Annotated in this window: 15 protein-coding genes; 7 read left to right on the forward strand and 8 right to left on the reverse strand. The window is 56.6% G+C overall.

The genetic code is table 11. The features are described from left to right. Positions 1–32: 32 nt before the first annotated feature. The 3 genes from coaBC to FHS72_RS00440 form a co-directional block, all read right to left on the reverse strand. Positions 33–1,229: a bifunctional phosphopantothenoylcysteine decarboxylase/phosphopantothenate--cysteine ligase CoaBC gene (coaBC, locus tag FHS72_RS00430; RefSeq protein ID WP_183523895.1), complete on the reverse strand. Its 1,197-nt coding sequence runs from the start codon at positions 1,227–1,229 to the stop codon at positions 33–35. Between the two features lie 61 nt (positions 1,230–1,290). Further along, complete coding sequence (locus FHS72_RS00435; RefSeq protein ID WP_246414405.1) at positions 1,291–2,082, reverse strand: ChaN family lipoprotein; 792 nt, start codon at positions 2,080–2,082, stop codon at positions 1,291–1,293. Beyond that, complete coding sequence (locus FHS72_RS00440; RefSeq protein WP_183523897.1) at positions 2,079–2,957, reverse strand: RNA polymerase factor sigma-32; 879 nt, start codon at positions 2,955–2,957, stop codon at positions 2,079–2,081. Before FHS72_RS00440 ends, FHS72_RS00435 begins: the two co-directional genes overlap by 4 nt. A gap of 97 nt (positions 2,958–3,054) precedes the next feature. Here FHS72_RS00440 and cobU point away from each other — a divergent pair, with 97 nt between their 5' ends. Genes cobU through FHS72_RS00460 form a run of 4 tightly spaced genes read left to right on the forward strand, consistent with a single transcriptional unit; the run spans position 3,055 to position 6,648 of the window. Continuing rightward, complete coding sequence (gene cobU, locus FHS72_RS00445) at positions 3,055–3,615, forward strand: bifunctional adenosylcobinamide kinase/adenosylcobinamide-phosphate guanylyltransferase (RefSeq protein ID WP_183523899.1); 561 nt, start codon at positions 3,055–3,057, stop codon at positions 3,613–3,615. Then, entirely contained in the window at positions 3,612–4,187 is a 576-nt protein-coding gene (locus FHS72_RS00450; protein WP_183523902.1) for a histidine phosphatase family protein, read from the forward strand. Before cobU ends, FHS72_RS00450 begins: the two co-directional genes overlap by 4 nt. Positions 4,188–4,207: 20 nt before the next feature. Then, the gene (locus tag FHS72_RS00455) at positions 4,208–5,077 is read left to right on the forward strand and encodes a glutathione S-transferase (protein ID WP_183523905.1); all 870 of its coding nucleotides are present in this window, start codon (positions 4,208–4,210) and stop codon (positions 5,075–5,077) included. 56 nt (positions 5,078–5,133) lie between these two features. Further along, complete coding sequence (locus tag FHS72_RS00460) at positions 5,134–6,648, forward strand: YifB family Mg chelatase-like AAA ATPase (protein WP_183523908.1); 1,515 nt, start codon at positions 5,134–5,136, stop codon at positions 6,646–6,648. On the opposite strand, the gene gshB is transcribed toward FHS72_RS00460, so the two are convergent. The 3 genes from gshB to rsmI all read right to left on the reverse strand — a co-directional run bounded on the left by gshB (position 6,645) and on the right by rsmI (position 8,905). After that, positions 6,645–7,589, reverse strand: coding sequence for a glutathione synthase (gene gshB / locus FHS72_RS00465; protein WP_183523911.1), 945 nt, complete (start codon positions 7,587–7,589; stop codon positions 6,645–6,647). The genes FHS72_RS00460 and gshB overlap by 4 nt on opposite strands. 75 nt (positions 7,590–7,664) lie before the next feature. Beyond that, positions 7,665–8,045, reverse strand: coding sequence for a YraN family protein (locus FHS72_RS00470; RefSeq protein WP_183523914.1), 381 nt, complete (start codon positions 8,043–8,045; stop codon positions 7,665–7,667). Continuing rightward, a complete protein-coding gene (gene rsmI, locus FHS72_RS00475; RefSeq protein ID WP_183523917.1) occupies positions 8,042–8,905 on the reverse strand; it encodes a 16S rRNA (cytidine(1402)-2'-O)-methyltransferase in 864 nt (287 codons plus the stop codon). The genes FHS72_RS00470 and rsmI overlap by 4 nt, the downstream gene beginning before the upstream one ends. Positions 8,906–8,986: 81 nt before the next feature. Here rsmI and FHS72_RS00480 point away from each other — a divergent pair, with 81 nt between their 5' ends. Genes FHS72_RS00480 through murJ form a run of 3 tightly spaced genes read left to right on the forward strand, consistent with a single transcriptional unit; the run spans position 8,987 to position 14,589 of the window. Continuing rightward, on the forward strand, positions 8,987–10,174 hold the full coding sequence (locus FHS72_RS00480) for a penicillin-binding protein activator (RefSeq protein ID WP_183523920.1): 1,188 nt from the start codon (positions 8,987–8,989) through the stop codon (positions 10,172–10,174). Continuing rightward, the gene (locus FHS72_RS00485) at positions 10,155–12,950 is read left to right on the forward strand and encodes a [protein-PII] uridylyltransferase (protein WP_183525256.1); all 2,796 of its coding nucleotides are present in this window, start codon (positions 10,155–10,157) and stop codon (positions 12,948–12,950) included. Before FHS72_RS00480 ends, FHS72_RS00485 begins: the two co-directional genes overlap by 20 nt. Before the next feature lie 55 nt (positions 12,951–13,005). Next, positions 13,006–14,589: a murein biosynthesis integral membrane protein MurJ gene (gene murJ / locus FHS72_RS00490; protein WP_183523923.1), complete on the forward strand. Its 1,584-nt coding sequence runs from the start codon at positions 13,006–13,008 to the stop codon at positions 14,587–14,589. Here murJ and FHS72_RS00495 read toward each other — a convergent pair. Together FHS72_RS00495 and lspA are read right to left on the reverse strand one after the other, a co-directional pair. Then, positions 14,586–14,792 (reverse strand): DUF3035 domain-containing protein, encoded by a 207-nt coding sequence (locus FHS72_RS00495; RefSeq protein ID WP_183523926.1) that lies wholly within the window; start codon positions 14,790–14,792, stop codon positions 14,586–14,588. The two genes, murJ and FHS72_RS00495, sit on opposite strands and share 4 nt — an antisense overlap. 53 nt (positions 14,793–14,845) lie before the next feature. Next, positions 14,846–15,340, reverse strand: a complete 495-nt coding sequence (gene lspA / locus FHS72_RS00500) for a signal peptidase II (protein WP_183523929.1) — start codon at positions 15,338–15,340, stop codon at positions 14,846–14,848. Positions 15,341–15,362 lie beyond the last annotated feature (22 nt).

Below are 15,362 nucleotides of genomic sequence, written 5' to 3' on the forward strand. Positions count from 1 at the left end.
CGAAAAATCGTCCAAATTTTCGAGAAAATTTGTCATCCCACCAAAACCTGCGCAATCCGAGCGGCGAGCTTCGTTGCGACCGCATCTTTGCCCATCCGCGGCCAGTCCTCTGCGCCATCGTCGGAAATCAGCGTCACCGCGTTTTCACTCCCGCCCATGATGCCCGTTTCAGGCGACACATCATTCGCAACGATCCAATCGCAGCCTTTGCGCAACCGCTTGGCCGTTGCATTCGCAATCACATCATTGGTCTCGGCAGCAAAACCCACAATCAGCCCCGGTCGTCCGGTTTTCATCTGGGACACGGTCGCCAGAATATCGGGGTTCTCGGCAAAGCTCAGCTCGGGCAACCCCGAGGCATCCTTCTTGATCTTGCTGTCAGACGCATTCGCCACATGCCAATCCGCAACGGCAGCCGCGAAAACGGCGGCATCAGCAGGCAACGCGGTCTGCACCGCCTCCAACATTTGCGCGGCGGTCTCAACCGGAACAACACGCACACCCGCTGGCGGCGCAATATCCGCAGGCCCGGCTACAAACGTCACATCCGCGCCAAGCGCCGCCAGCGCGGTCGCAATCGCAGTCCCTTGCGCGCCCGACGACCGGTTCGCAATATAACGCACCGGATCAATCGGCTCGTGTGTCGGCCCAGAGGTGACCAAAATATGTTTGCCCTTCAAAGGCCCATCCGCCAAAGCCGCATCAATTGCAGCAACAATATCAAGCGGTTCTGCCATCCGGCCCGGACCAAATTCACCGCAGGCCATATCGCCTTCGGTCGGTCCAACAAACAAAATTCCGTCGCCCTGCAACGTCACCAAATTGCGCTGTGTCGCGGCATGTTCCCACATCCGCACGTTCATCGACGGGGCCACAAGCACGCGTTTATCCGTCGCGAGCAACAGCGTCGAAGCCAGATCATTAGCCAAGCCACCCGCCATTTTCGCCATTAAATCAGCGGTGCCAGGTGCCACAACAATCAAATCCGCTGCGCGCGACAACTCGATATGGCCCATCTCGGCTTCGTCATTGAGATTAAACAGATCGGTGTAAAGCTTGGACGCAGCCAAGGCCGACACCGACAACGGCGTCACAAATTCCGAGCCAGCTTTGGTTAACACAGGCGTCACTTTCGCGCCGCGTTCACGCAACCGCCTGATCAGATCAAGCGACTTGAACGCCGCGATTCCGCCGCCGATAATCAGTAGGATGTGTTTGTTCGCCAGCATGTCAGCCTCCGCAGTTGCTCGAAACCTAAGCCTTTGGCCGCATGGTTACAATCAGCACGTGCTATTGGAATGCAGCACAGGGATCAGGGCGATCCACAGGCGGCGTGATGCGCCACAAATCGTAAGGCCGATCAACATCATGTTCGGTAATTTGACCGATACTCAAAACCTTAACATCAGGGGCCGCGGCATCCAAATAAACCGGCATGCCCCAATCGGTCCGCGCATGGCCATTCCCCGTAATTACAACCACGGGTCCGCCGAGTTCCTCAAACGCATTTAACGCCGCACGGGCAAACATCGCGTCCCGAAACCGTTGTTGATCAACGAACCACGGCAGCATCTCATCAGGCAATGCGCCACAGTGACCCGCCTGCATGTCAGCCTCGCGGGTCAGTTGCTCTGCTGCAGGTAAATCTGCCGTTAACCCGAATCTACCCGCACCGTTACCAAACGCGGCAGCGCTGTCATCACGCGCTTGTGCGGCCTGCGCTTCAGACGCCGCCGCGCCAATAATAGCAGCATCACCCAAGGCCGCAAAAATCGGCGCATAGATTTCAAACGCGGGCCAACCAGAGTCTTCCCATGCGAGCAATTCACCCAAATCAGGTGAGTCGCGACGGTCTGGCGTTACAGCTTCTGCTTGTGCCTTAGTCAACATCTCGAAAATCACCGCAGTCGGATAAACCGTCGTAATGATGTCAGCCTGCATCTGGTGGTGCGTCGGATCGTCGTGGGTTTCGCCGACGATGATGATGTCGAACCCTTCAAAGTCGTTAATATGAAACGGTGAAATGCTATCCGCCGCCACAGGGGCCGCAAGCGCAATCATGATCGACGAAATAATCTTCATACGAAGAAGCGATGCACCTCTTCGTTATGCACTTCAAGGTTTTTCCGCATCTTAATAAACGCCGCCGTTTCTAACTGCCGCACACGTTCTTTCGACAACCCAAGCTCGGTTCCAAGACTATCCAAAGTCCGTGGATCATCGCGCATTTTCCGTTCTCGCACGATCAATCGTTCGCGATCATTCAACTCGCCTAATGCAGACAAAAGCCACTGGCGTAGCGTGTCCGTATCGTGATTATTCTCAACCTTTTCTGCCGCTTGCGGTGCATCGTCCTGCAACAGGTCAATCCATTCGCGGCCTTCATCCTCTGCCGATTGGGTCGCGTTCAACGAATAATCCGACCCAGATAACCGTCCTTCCATCATCTCAACATCACGCAACGGCACACCGACTTCGGTCGCGATCATTTCGCGCATGTCATGGCGATCAATCACACGACCTTCTGCGGCGGCTTCACGCTCTAATCGCGCTTGTACGCGACGCAGGTTAAAAAACAGTGACTTTTGCGAAGACGTTGACCCAGTCCGGACCATCGACCAATTTCGCATCACATATTCCTGAATCGACGCCTTGATCCACCAAACCGCATAGGTTGAAAAGCGAACACCGCGATCAGGGTCAAATTTGTCCGCCGCTTTCATCAGGCCGACCGACGCTTCTTGGATCAAATCGCCCATCGGTGCGCCATAGCGCCGGAATTTCCCTGCCATCGAAATAGCGAGCCGCATGTAGGCCGTAATCAATCGATGTAATGCCTGTTCGTCGCGGTTATCGCGCCACGCAATCGCCAATTCCCGTTCCGTATCCGCGTCTAAAAGCTCTGCTTTCATCGCCTTACGTGTCATCTTCTGATCCGAAAAACCGTCAAACGCCATGTTTTGATCCCCACCAGATTGCACACGAGCCTTCCCGTGCTATTGATCTGTTTACGAAGGGTAGAACCCCGTGGATCACAAAAAGTTGCAAAATATCATGCGAAAGACATTATATTTCGTCACCGGCGGGGCGGCATCCGGCAAATCGACCTTCGCCGAAACGCTTGCGCGCGGGACCGAAAAGCCAAAGATTTATGTCGCGACAATGCAACCTTACGACGATGAAATGCGGGCAAAATTAACCAAGCATCAATCAGATCGCGGCGACGATTGGACGACCATCGAAGCGCCCATCGACGTCGTTACAATTTTAAAGAAGGCACAGCCGACAGACGTTATTCTGCTCGATTGCGTCACGCTTTGGTTAACGAATGTGCTGCTGGCTGATCATGACGTCGAAGCAGCCTGCGGTGAATTGGTTAATGCGCTGGTAACTTGCCGGTGCGATGTGGTTGTCGTCTCAAACGAGGTCGGCATGGGGATCGTTCCTGACAACGCGCTCTCACGCAAGTTCCGGAATATGCAGGGAAAAATCAACCAGATGATCGCCGCCCGCGCCGATACAGTCATCACGGTGATCTCGGGCCTACCACTTGTTCTCAAAGGGTCTTGCGATCTGGTTTCCGCAACGCACGTCTTCCCCGCGGGGAAGGTTTGACCCGCTTTTGGCTGGTCCGGCATGGGCCAACGCACCAGAAAACCTTTACAGGTTGGCGCGATGTTCCTGCCGATTTGTCCGACACTGATGCGCTTAATCGCCTGTCGGATTATCTGCCGATGGATGCGCTTCTGACCTCATCCGACCTGCAACGCAGTGTGAAAACAGCCGACGCCATCGCCGGACCGCGCACCCGACTTGCTGCGCGAAAAAGTCTGCGTGAATTCGATTTCGGCGTTTGGGACGGGATGCACCACAGCGAAGTGGCTGCGCGCGATCCGATCCTCAGCCGCGCATTCTGGGAAAATCCGGGCGATCTTGCTGCTCCCCACGGGGAAAGCTGGAACGCGGTCACTCGCCGCGTGACAGACGCATTAACCAACATCGCACAAGAAAACATGAACGCAAACATCGTCGTCGTCGGACATATGGGCATGATCATGACGATGATCGCACAATGTGGATACACGCCCTACGCCGCGATGGGCCACAAGATCGACAACCTTTCCGTCACCGACATGCGTCTGACCTTGCAAGGTTGGCAAATCGGAACCATCAATCACTTAGCATAACCCCCGCGAGGAGCCACTAAATGACCCATGAACTTTACATCGGTGATCGGACGTTTTCCAGTTGGTCCCTGCGCGGCTGGCTGTTGCTTGAAAAATTTGGGCTGCCCTACAAAACCACTATGGTAGGTCTGTATGCTGGGACGATGGCCGCAGATATGGCGCATCTCGTAGGGGCAAAAACGGTGCCTGCATTGGTCACGCCGTCGGGCGGATTGTTGACGGATAGTATCGCCATAGCCGAAACCTTGGCCGAAGAAAATCCTGACGCGGGGCTCTACCCAAAGAACCCAGCAGCACGCGCAATGGCGCGGTCGCTGGTGGCGGAAATGCACGGCAGTTTCAATGCATTACGCGGTGACTGCCCGCACAACATGGACCACACGCTTATCGGTTTCACGCCGTCTGACGCTGTGATGAAAGACGTAACACGGATCAGTGAACTCTGGTCGCTTGCACGCGACCGCTTTGGTGCGGACGGCCCTTGGTTGTTTGGGAATTACTCGGCCGCTGACGCCTTTTACGCACCGATTGCGAACCGCTTCGCAACCTACGGCATAGCACTTGGCGTGACTGCCCAAGCCTATGTCGACACCCACATCGCGGACACCGCGAACAGGCAGTGGCGAGCGATGGGGCAGACCGTGACCTACGATCCTTTCCCCTATGATTTCGGTCTCGCAAAAGCACCTTGGCCAGTCGACATCATTCCAGCAAAATCGGCTGAAACCGGACCATCCGAGAACAAAAGCTGCCCATACTCCGGTGACCCAGTCACACACTATCTAGTCATGGATGGCCGGAAATTCGGTTTCTGCAACGCATCCTGCCGCGATAAGACCGTCGCCGATCCAGCTGCGTGGCCTAAATTCATGGAATTGGTTAACGGTTAACGCTTTTGTAACGTCCCTGCCGTTAACCATGTGTAGTGGTGAAGAACGGGATCAAGATGTCAGCAGTTGCCTATACCGTCGCGTTCGACGGGATCGAAGCCAAAATGGTCGAGGTGCAATGCGCCGTGACGCCCGGCTTGCCCGGTTTCGCGATTGTCGGCCTACCCGACAAGGCGGTGTCCGAAGCGCGCGAACGGGTGCGCGCTGCGCTGACGCATATGGCAATCGCGCTGCCGTCCAAGCGAATCACGGTTAACCTGTCGCCCGCGAACATGCCAAAAGAGGGGGCGCACTTTGACCTGCCCATCGCGTTGGCACTGCTGGCCGCATTGGACATCCTGCCGCGCGATGACATTGCGGGCACGGTATCGCTTGGTGAATTGTCACTGAACGGGAACCTCGTTCCGGTCACGGGCGCATTGCCCGCCGCGATGGCCGCAGCGACGGACGACAAGGTATTGATTTGCCCCGAAGTTTGCGGTCCAGAGGCCGCGTGGGTCGATGCGGCAAAGGTCATCGCGCCGTCGTCGCTTGCCGCTGTGATCCGGCACTTCACTGGGCAAGCGGTCCTAGACGCAGCTCTGCCGGGCGAAGTGCAAACGCCTAGCGGTGTATCTGATTTGGCTGAGGTCAAAGGGCAAGAACGTGCCAAACGTGCCTTGGAAATTGCCGCGGCCGGTCGGCATCACCTGATGATGGTCGGCTCACCCGGATCTGGTAAGTCAATGTTATCAAAACGTATTCCGAGTATTTTGCCGCCGATGTCGCCTATCGAGGCGCTGGAGACGTCGATGATCCATTCGTTGGCAGGTGTGTTGGAGGAAGGCGGCATCAACCGCACGCGCCCGTTCCAAGAACCGCATCACACCGCATCAGCAGCGGCGATTATTGGTGGCGGACGCACGGCGAAGCCCGGTCAAATTTCTCTCGCGCATAATGGCGTTCTGTTTCTTGACGAGTTCCCTGAATTTCCGCGCTCTGTTCTTGAAACGCTGCGCCAACCGATTGAAACCGGAGAAGTGGTCGTGGCGCGGGCCAATGCACATGTGAAATATCCGTGCCGATTTATGCTCGTCGCGGCCGCAAACCCTTGTAAATGCGGGTATTTGGCAGATGCTGCACGGGCTTGCGCGCGTGTGCCGATCTGCGGGGACGAATATATGGGCCGGATTTCCGGACCGTTAATGGATCGTTTCGATCTACGCGTTGAGGTGCCGCCTGTTGCTTACACCGACCTTGATCTGCCCGAGGACGGCGAGAGTTCGGCCACGATTGCGGCGCGAGTCGCAGCGGCGCGGCGCATTCAGACGGAACGATTCGTAGGGATCGCAGGTGTAAGGGTTAACGCAGAGGCCGAAGGTCGCGTACTAGAGGCGGTGGCGACGCCCGACGCGGAAGGTCGGGCATTGCTGCTAAAGGTCGCGGAACGGTTCGGGTTGTCAGCGCGGGGGTATCACCGCGTTTTGCGGGTCGCCCGCACGATTGCTGACCTCGCGGGCGAGGAGGAAGTGCGCCGACCGCATGTCGCAGAAGCGGTCAGCTACAGATTGTCGCTCGCGCAAGAGGTCTAGGCGGCGCGGCGGGCCTCGATGGCTTCCCAAATTTTGGCGGTGATGTTGACGCCGTCAAAACGTTCTAATTCTTGGATACCCGTCGGTGAGGTGACGTTAATTTCGGTTAACCAATCGCCGATCACGTCAATGCCGACAAAGATCTGACCCTTTTCGCGCAAAAGCGGCCCGATTGCGGCGCAAATTTCGCGGTCCCGATCTGTCAGTGCTACCTTTTCAGGTTTGCCGCCGACGTGCATGTTTGAACGCGTCTCGCCTTCTGCAGGAACACGGTTAATCGCACCGACAGGTTCACCGTCGACGAGGATCACGCGCTTGTCGCCTTTGCTGACGTCGGGCAGAAATTTTTGCATGATCAGCGGCTCGCGGTTGATGCCTGAAAACATTTCATGCAGGGACGCAAGATTGCTATCACCTTGTTTTAGCTTGAAAACACCGGCGCCGCCGTTGCCGTAAAGCGGTTTCAGGATCACATCACCGTGGGTCGCGCGGAACGATTTTAACGTGTCGAGATCGCGGGCGATCATCGTTGGTGGCGTGAGATCGGGGAAATTCAGGACCAGCAGTTTTTCCGGATAATTCCGCACCCAGAATGGGTCGTTCACGACCAATGTATCGGGGTGGATCATGTCGAGAATATGGGTTGTGGTGATGTAGCCCATGTCAAATGGCGGGTCTTGGCGCAGCCATACGACATCGTAATCGGCAAGGTTAACTTCGACCTCATCGCCGAGCGTGAAATGGTCGCCTTTGACCCGCTGAACGGTTAACGGCCAACCGCGCGCGACAACTTTGCCTTCGCGATAGGCCAGCTTGTCCGGTGTGTAATAAAACAGGCTATGCCCACGTGCCTGCGCTTCTTCAGCGATGCGGAAGGTGCTGTCGGCATTGATATCAATCGGACCAATTGGGTCCATTTGGATGGCAACTTTCAAGGACATACGGCTGAGCCTTTTCTTAATAATGAGTTAAGAGATACATGGCGTATGGTGTTGTCTGGTGCAATGGGGCGCTGTTCACGCTTCCATGAAGGCATTCTCAATGATGCGGACGGTGCCACCTTGATCGACGGTCGCCACATCGAACCGCATGTTGGTTAATTGCCCACGCGGTTCTGTTGCGACAAATTCACTGGCGGCATGACATAGGCGATCCATTTGCGTTCGGCTGACGCGTCGCAAGGCCTGGTCATGCGTTTTGCTTTTCTTCACTTCGACAAAGATCAAATCGTCGCCGTCACGTATAATCAGATCGATTTCGCCGCCACGTCCACGCCAGCGCGTTTTTGCAACGACGCACCCACGGCGTTGGTAGTCGTTTGCGACGATAGCTTCGGCGGCAAGACCTGCGTGGTAGTTTGTTTTTGATCGCAGGGCTTGGGCCATGAGTGACGTCATTCGGTTTCTTTCTCTAGGCCGAGGGCCATTTGATACACTTGCCGACGGGGCAGGCCCATTGCGCCAGCGACCATCGTGGCCGCATCTTTGACCCGCATCGTGCGCATCGCCTCTGCAAGGGCGGTTTGCACGTCGGTTTCGCCAATCACCTCGCCATCACCGCGCGCAACGAGCACGACAACCTCGCCCTTAACCCTGCGTTCAGCAAATTCGGTGACGAGATCAGTTAGATTGCCGCGCACGACCTCTTCAAATTTCTTGGTCAGCTCACGACACACAACCGCGTGACGCTCGCCCCCCAGTGTATCGCGCAAAGACGTTAGCATATCGTAAAGACGCTTCGGAGATTCGTAGAAAACGATCGTCATCGGCGTGTCGCGCAGGCCCGCGATTTCGGTTTCACGCTGCGTTTTTGCCGATGGCAGGAAGCCGATAAACGCGAAGCGATCCGTCGCCAAACCCGACACGGTCAGCGCTGCCAAAACGGCAGAGGCCCCCGGTGCGGTGGTGACGGGCAGGTCGGCTGCGATCATCGCACAGCCCAATTCATACCCCGGATCCGCGACCAAGGGCGTACCTGCCTCAGACACGTAAGCGACTGATTTTCCGTTCTTAACCGCATCCACCAACCGTTGCGTTGGCTTTTCGCCGCTGTGGTCGTGGTAGGCGACCACTTGACGTGTACCCAGCGGCACACCGTGGATTTCCATCAGCTTGCGGGCTGTTCGTGTGTCTTCGGCGGCGATCAAATCTGCGCTGGCCAGAATGTCGAGGCCGCGCAATGTCATGTCCCGTGCCGACCCGATTGGCGTCGCCACAAAGTAGAGCCCCGCCGTCAAGGGCTTTTCTATAAAATTCATACCTAGACCCTTCGGCGCATCGCCCTATGATGTTGCCCAAATGTTTGACCGGTGGCGGTCACCAACAGGAGGGGATTTCCTATGTTTGCTTGTTTCGCCGACGCCCGCAAGGCGGCTGCCCGGTTGTTCATCTTTTTAACGCTCGTTTTTGTGTCCGCATGTGCTGTGCCGGGCCAAGTGGGCGTTAACCAGAACACGGGGCAACAAATTGACCCAAGCGCACCAGTTCAGGTGGCGCTGCTTGTGCCGGGTGGGTCCGGCCAAGGCTCTGACAGCTTTTTGGCGTCGAACCTTGAGAATGCTGCGCGTTTGGCGATTGCCGATCTTGCAGGCGTGACGATTGATCTGCGCGTTTACAACACCGGCAGCGATCCGTTGCAGGCCGCGCGTGTGGCCAGTGCCGCTGTCGATGACGGTGCAAAAATCATCCTTGGACCGCTGTTTGGCGAAGCAGCGAATGCCGCTGGTGTGTCTGTCGCTAACCGCAACGTGAACGTGCTTGCGTTCTCGAATAACCCAACGATTGCAGGGGGTAACGTGTTTATCCTTGGCTCTACGTTCAGCAATACCGCGAACCGTCTGGTGCAATATGCGGGCCTTCAGGGTATCAACCGCTATACTGTTGTGCACGGAAATTCCATTCCCGGCCAGCTGGGCCGTGACGCGATTGCAAATGCGGTGCGTGCGAACGGTGGTCAAGTGACGGCGATCGAAGGCTACCCATTGAGCCAACAAGGCGTGACCGATTCGGCGTCGCGTATTATTGCCGCGACACGCAACGGTGGCAGCGACGCTGTGTTCTTTACAGGTGATCCATCCGCTGATTTACCGTTCATTCTGGACGGTCTGTCCGCCGCTGGCCTGACATCAAACGAAGCCCGCTACATGGGCCTGACGCGCTGGGATGCCAACGCTGACGTGCTGGCTAGCTCTGCGGCCCAAGGCGGCATTATCGCATTGCCTGACCAATCCTTGAACGCCGCATTCGAGAATCGCTATGCGTCTGTGTACGGTGATCGCCCGCATCCACTGGCTGGTCTGGCTTATGACGGTATCGCAGCCATTGGAGCTCTTGTGGCTCAAGGTAATGCGAATGCCCTGACGAAACAGGCGCTGACGACACCGCAAGGGTTCCAAGGGACTGGTGGTATCTTCCGACTCCTGCCAAATGGTTTGAACCAACGTGGCCTTGCCATTGCCGAAATACGCAACAATCAGGTGATTACTCTTGAACCAGCACCGCGGAGCTTTGGCGGATCAGGTCTCTGATCCGACCAACACGACTTACGACTTAGAAACGCCGGACAATTTGATTTGTCCGGCGTCTGAGATTTTTGATCAGCCTGCGGTGCGGATCGCATTGGATGCGGCTGTTAATCAGACGACGGATCACAAGATTATCCGATCCAGAACCGTCGAAATCCTGAGCAAAGCACGTATCGCTGGCCGTAAACGCATCGCAGAAGCGTTCGCCGTTGATCCATTTCCCGGACGGCGCGGCACCCGGGCCTATAGCTGGTTAACGGACCAGGTTGTCGGCGAAGTGTTGCACGTCGCGCAGACCTATCTACATCCGCTACCAAACCCGACAGAGGCCGAGCGCATCGCGATTATCGCTGTTGGTGGTTATGGGCGGGGCGAAATGGCGGCCCATTCTGACGTCGATTTGCTGTTCCTGAACCCCTACAAAATCACGCCTTGGGCCGAGAGCCTGATCGAATCGATGCTCTATATCCTGTGGGATCTGAAGCTAAAGGTCGGTCACGCCAGCCGGACGATCAAGGATTGCATCCGCTTGGGCCGCGAGGATTTCACGATCCGCACCTCACTGGTCGAATACCGCTATTTGGCTGGCGACGAAGAGTTGGCACAAACGCTTGCGACGACCCTGTGGGAAGAGTTATTCAGTGGCACAGCGGCTGAATTCATCGAAGCCAAGCTGGAAGAACGCCAGCAGCGCCACACCAAACAAGGTGGCCAGCGTTACGTGGTCGAGCCGAATGTCAAAGAGGGTAAGGGCGGTCTGCGCGATTTGCAGTCGCTATTCTGGATCGGGAAATACGTCCACGGCACCCAAAACGCCAAAGAATTGATCGCTTTTGGTGTCTATACCGAAGGCGAGTTTCTTAAATTTAAAGCCGCCGAAGATTTCCTGTGGTCGGTCCGCTGTCACATGCACATCAGTGCGGACCGTGCCGTGGATCAGCTGACTTTTGACATGCAGGTCGATGTGGCCGAACGGCTTGGCTACACCGATCATGATGGGCGTCGTGCGGTCGAGTTTTTCATGCAAGACTACTTTCGCCACGCGACAACTGTGGGCGAGCTGACGCGCGTCTTTTTGACGTCGCTTGAAGCCACGCACACCAAGGCCGAGCCGATGCTTTTGCGTCTGTTCAAACGGCGCAAAAAGGCCAAAGCCCCTTATAAAATCGAACAAAACCGCCTGACCATCGCCGACGAGGACGCATTCTTTGCGGACAAATTGAACATGCTTGGCATCGTCGAAGAGGTGTTGCGCACAGGCACGTTGATGCACCCGGACGCGGTGCGCTTGATCGCGGCGAACCTCGACCAAATCGACGATTCACTGCGCAATGATCCGCGTGCCCGCAAGCTGTTCCTTGGGATTATGCTGAAACACGGCAATCCAGAACGCGGGCTGCGCCGGATGAACGAACTGGGCCTCTTGGCCGCGTTTATCCCCGAATTTGCCCCGATTGTGGCGATGATGCAGTTCAATATGTATCACCACTACACGGTCGACGAACATACGATCCAATGCATCAGCCATCTGTCCAAGATCGAGCGCGAAGAGCTGGTCGAGGAACTGCCGCTTGCATCGGGCATCCTGAAAGGCGGGGTGAACCGCAAGGTGCTGTTTGTGGCGCTATTGCTGCATGATATTGGCAAGGGCCGCCCAGTAGATCATTCGGTGCTGGGCGCGCAAATTGCCCGCGTTGTTGGGCCGCGTTTGGGGTTGAGCAAGAAGGATTGCGAGACGGTCGAATGGCTGATCCGCTACCATTTGCTGATGTCTGATACCGCCCAAAAGCGCGATATCGCAGAACCGCGCACGGTCAAAGGCTTTGCCAAAGCCGTGAAAACCGTGGAACGACTGGACCTGCTGACGGTGCTGACCGTCTGCGATATTCGCGGCGTGGGGCCGGGGACGTGGAACAACTGGAAGGCTGTTTTGATCCGCAATCTCTATGCCGCGACGAAAGATGCGCTTGAGAACGGCTTGGAAGACCTGAACCGCGAAAGCCGCGAAAACGAAGCAAAACGTGCGCTGCGCGTCGCGCTAAGTGATTGGAAACCAAAAGACCTGAAGCTTGAGATCGGGCGGCATTACGGCACCTATTGGCAGGGTCTGCCAGGGACGACGCATGTGGTGTTTGCGAACCTGCTGAACGGTATTTCGGACGACCGTCTCGCGATTGATCTGATGTTGGACGAAGATCGCGACGCGACGCGCGTGTGCTTTGCGATGGTCGATCATCCCGGTCTGTTCAGCCGGATGACGGGCGCCTTGGCGCTGGTCGGTGCAAATATCGTGGATGCGCGGACTTATACGTCGAAAGACGGCTATGCGACGGCGGTGTTCTGGATTCAAGACGCGGATGGTCACCCCTACGAGGCCGCCCGTCTGCCGCGACTGCAGCAAATGATCGTGAAAACGCTGCACGGCGAAGTTGTCGCGCGCGAGGCCCTGAAAGGCCGCGATAAGATTAAAAAGCGCGAACGTGCGTTTCGGGTGCCGACGGTCATCACCTTCGACAACGTCGGCTCTGAAATCTACACAATCATCGAGGTCGATACCCGTGATCGCCCCGGATTGTTGTATGATCTGACGCGGACGCTTGCCGAAAATCACGTCTATATCGCCTCTGCAGTCATCGCGACCTTTGGTGAACAGATCGTGGATACGTTCTATGTCAAAGATATGGTCGGTTTGAAATATCACACCGAAAGCAAACGTGACGCTCTCGAAAAGAACTTGCGCGAGGCGATCATCCAAGGTGCACAGAGGGCGGCAACATGACGCGAATTTTTGCGAAAATTCGGACGATTTTTCCAACTAAGACGGAGTGGCCTGCGTGAAGCCAATTCGTTTGATGGCCGGTTTCTTTACGGTCGGTCTGTGGACATTGCTGTCGCGTGTTCTGGGCTTTGCGCGTGACATTATGATGGCGGCGTTCCTTGGCACTGGTCCCGTCGCAGAGGCGTTCCTGATCGCCTTGTCATTGCCCAACATGTTCCGCCGCTTTTTCGCGGAAGGGGCGTTTAACATGGCATTCGTGCCGATGTTTTCCAAGAAGCTAGAGGCGGACGACGATCCACTGACATTCGCGCAAGACGCGTTCTTGGGGCTTGGGTTCGTCCTGATGATCTTTACAGGGATCGCCGTCGCTTTCATGCCTGCGCTGGTCACACTGATGGCTGCGGGCTTTCGCGGTGATGTTCGGTTTGAATTGGCCGTGGCCTACGGTCAGGTCGCGTTTCCTTATATCTTGTTCATCTCGCTCGCGGCCCTGCTGTCCGGCGTTTTGAACGCAACGGGGCGGTTCGTGGCCGCTGCTGCTGCACCCGTTTTGCTGAACATCTTCTTCGTTGGCATCATGGTTGTGATGTGGCTGGTCGGCGGGCCAACAGTTGTCGGCGGGGCTTATGTTTTCGACGCGACTGTCGGGTTTGGGCGCGGGTTGGCGTGGGCTGTGCCTTTTGCGGGTATTGCGCAGGTGACGCTTGTTTTCATCGCCGCCAGACGTGCCGGTTTTCCGATGGCGTTGCGGATGCCACGTTTGACGCCGGACCTGAAACGCCTTGCGATTATCGCCATACCTGCGGTGATGGCGGGCGGTGTTTTACAGATCAACTTGTTGGTGGGCCGTCAGGTCGCCAGTACCTTTGACGGCGCAATTGCGTGGCTTAGCTACGCGGACCGACTGTACCAACTGCCGCTGGGCGTGATCGCGATTGCGATTGGTGTGGTGTTGCTGCCGGACCTGTCGCGCCGCCTTCAAGCGGGTGACGAGGCGGGCGGTCAAGATGCGTTTAACCGCGCGTCCGAGGTCGCCTTGGCCCTCACAATTCCCGCCGCAATTGCACTGATCGTGATCCCGATCCCGCTGGTGTCAGTTCTGTTCCAACGGGGCGCATTCACAGCCGACGACACGGCTGCGACCGCCTTGGCCGTTGCGGTTTACGGTTTGGGCCTGCCCGCATTCGTGCTGCAAAAAGCGCTTCAGCCGTTGTTTTACGCACGCGGCGACACGAAACGTCCATTTTACTATGCGATCTTTGCGATGATCCTGAACGCTGTTCTGGCCTTCGGTCTGCGCGATTACATCGGCTTTATCGCGGCGGCTGTCGGCACGACGCTGACGAGCTGGGCGATGGTTGGCCAGTTGTGGTGGGGCGCGCGTGGCATGGGCAAGGCGTCGCAATTTGACGCGCGGTTCAAGCGCCGGATCACGCGGATTATCGCGTCAGCGGTGGCGATGGGGGCTGTTCTGTTCGGACTGGCAATCGTGCTGCAACCGATGCTTGGCAGCGGCGGCACGCGCTACATCGGCTTGTTGATCCTCGTGGTCAGCGGGATCGTGAGCTATTTTGCGATTGGTCAGATGCTAGGCGCATTCCGGTTAACGGAATTCAAAGCAGCAATGCGCAGGTCTTAGTTATCTGCGCGATTACGCCCACCGGGTGTGGGCTGAGGCAAAGTTTGGAAGGTCGCAGGAAGATCGAGTTCTTTCTGCGTCTCCAGATTGCTCTCGAACGGCGTGATCGTCACCGACCCGAAATCACGGATCGGAGTCGCAGGTCCGTTTGAACAGGCTGCAAGAGCCAGTACAGGGACGCTTGCCAAGATGATTGCACGCATTGCCGTTCCTTAAGTCTTTGGTCCCGTGTGTTTAGCGCAGGATTGCTGCCGCGTCACGACCTCTTTGTACGGGATTTTTTCGACGGCTTGGAACCGCCACTGTCGGATAGAAACGCAAGGCCGATAGCGCCCGCGAAAATAGAGATATCCGCGACGTTGAACGCATACGGATTGTCGATCCCGCAGCAGGACATGTTCAAGAAATCCGCAACTGCCCCGTACATCACGCGGTCAACGATGTTCCCCATTGCGCCGCCAACCAGCAGGCCCGCCGCGATCATCATATTGCGCGTGCCGCCAGCTTTCCAAAGCCAGGCAATCACGCCAATGGAAATCGCCAAGGCAACGCCAATCAGCGCCCACCGCATGTCATATCCGGCACCAAGCCCGAAATTCACGCCTCTGTTCCACGCCATGCGGAATGTCAGGAACGGGGCCGCGACGTCGATATATCTGATCTGATCCAGCTTGAGCCAGTGCAGAACATAGTATTTTGACAGCTGATCTATCAGGAAAATCCAGAAAGCTGTCCAAAAGAGTGGGCGCATCGTTGTGTCCTTAATGGGCGTT

Origin of the sequence: Yoonia ponticola (genome assembly GCF_014199395.1) — a bacterium.
Taxonomy (GTDB): Bacteria; Pseudomonadota; Alphaproteobacteria; order Rhodobacterales; family Rhodobacteraceae; genus Yoonia; species Yoonia ponticola.

What these genes read in the sequence shown, in the direction of transcription:
- FHS72_RS00480 (WP_183523920.1), top strand. Translation starts at nt 8,987, where the DNA reads ATGTTTGCTTGTTTCGCCGACGCCCGCAAGGCGGCTGCCCGGTTGTTC.
- FHS72_RS00470 (WP_183523914.1), bottom strand. Translation starts at nt 8,045, where the DNA reads ATGACGTCACTCATGGCCCAAGCCCTGCGATCAAAAACAAACTACCAC.
- coaBC (WP_183523895.1), bottom strand. Translation starts at nt 1,229, where the DNA reads ATGCTGGCGAACAAACACATCCTACTGATTATCGGCGGCGGAATCGCG.
- lspA (WP_183523929.1), bottom strand. Translation starts at nt 15,340, where the DNA reads ATGCGCCCACTCTTTTGGACAGCTTTCTGGATTTTCCTGATAGATCAG.
- cobU (WP_183523899.1), top strand. Translation starts at nt 3,055, where the DNA reads ATGCGAAAGACATTATATTTCGTCACCGGCGGGGCGGCATCCGGCAAA.
- FHS72_RS00435 (WP_246414405.1), bottom strand. Translation starts at nt 2,082, where the DNA reads ATGAAGATTATTTCGTCGATCATGATTGCGCTTGCGGCCCCTGTGGCG.
- FHS72_RS00440 (WP_183523897.1), bottom strand. Translation starts at nt 2,957, where the DNA reads ATGGCGTTTGACGGTTTTTCGGATCAGAAGATGACACGTAAGGCGATG.
- FHS72_RS00495 (WP_183523926.1), bottom strand. Translation starts at nt 14,792, where the DNA reads ATGCGTGCAATCATCTTGGCAAGCGTCCCTGTACTGGCTCTTGCAGCC.
- gshB (WP_183523911.1), bottom strand. Translation starts at nt 7,589, where the DNA reads ATGTCCTTGAAAGTTGCCATCCAAATGGACCCAATTGGTCCGATTGAT.
- FHS72_RS00455 (WP_183523905.1), top strand. Translation starts at nt 4,208, where the DNA reads ATGACCCATGAACTTTACATCGGTGATCGGACGTTTTCCAGTTGGTCC.
- FHS72_RS00460 (WP_183523908.1), top strand. Translation starts at nt 5,134, where the DNA reads ATGTCAGCAGTTGCCTATACCGTCGCGTTCGACGGGATCGAAGCCAAA.
- rsmI (WP_183523917.1), bottom strand. Translation starts at nt 8,905, where the DNA reads ATGAATTTTATAGAAAAGCCCTTGACGGCGGGGCTCTACTTTGTGGCG.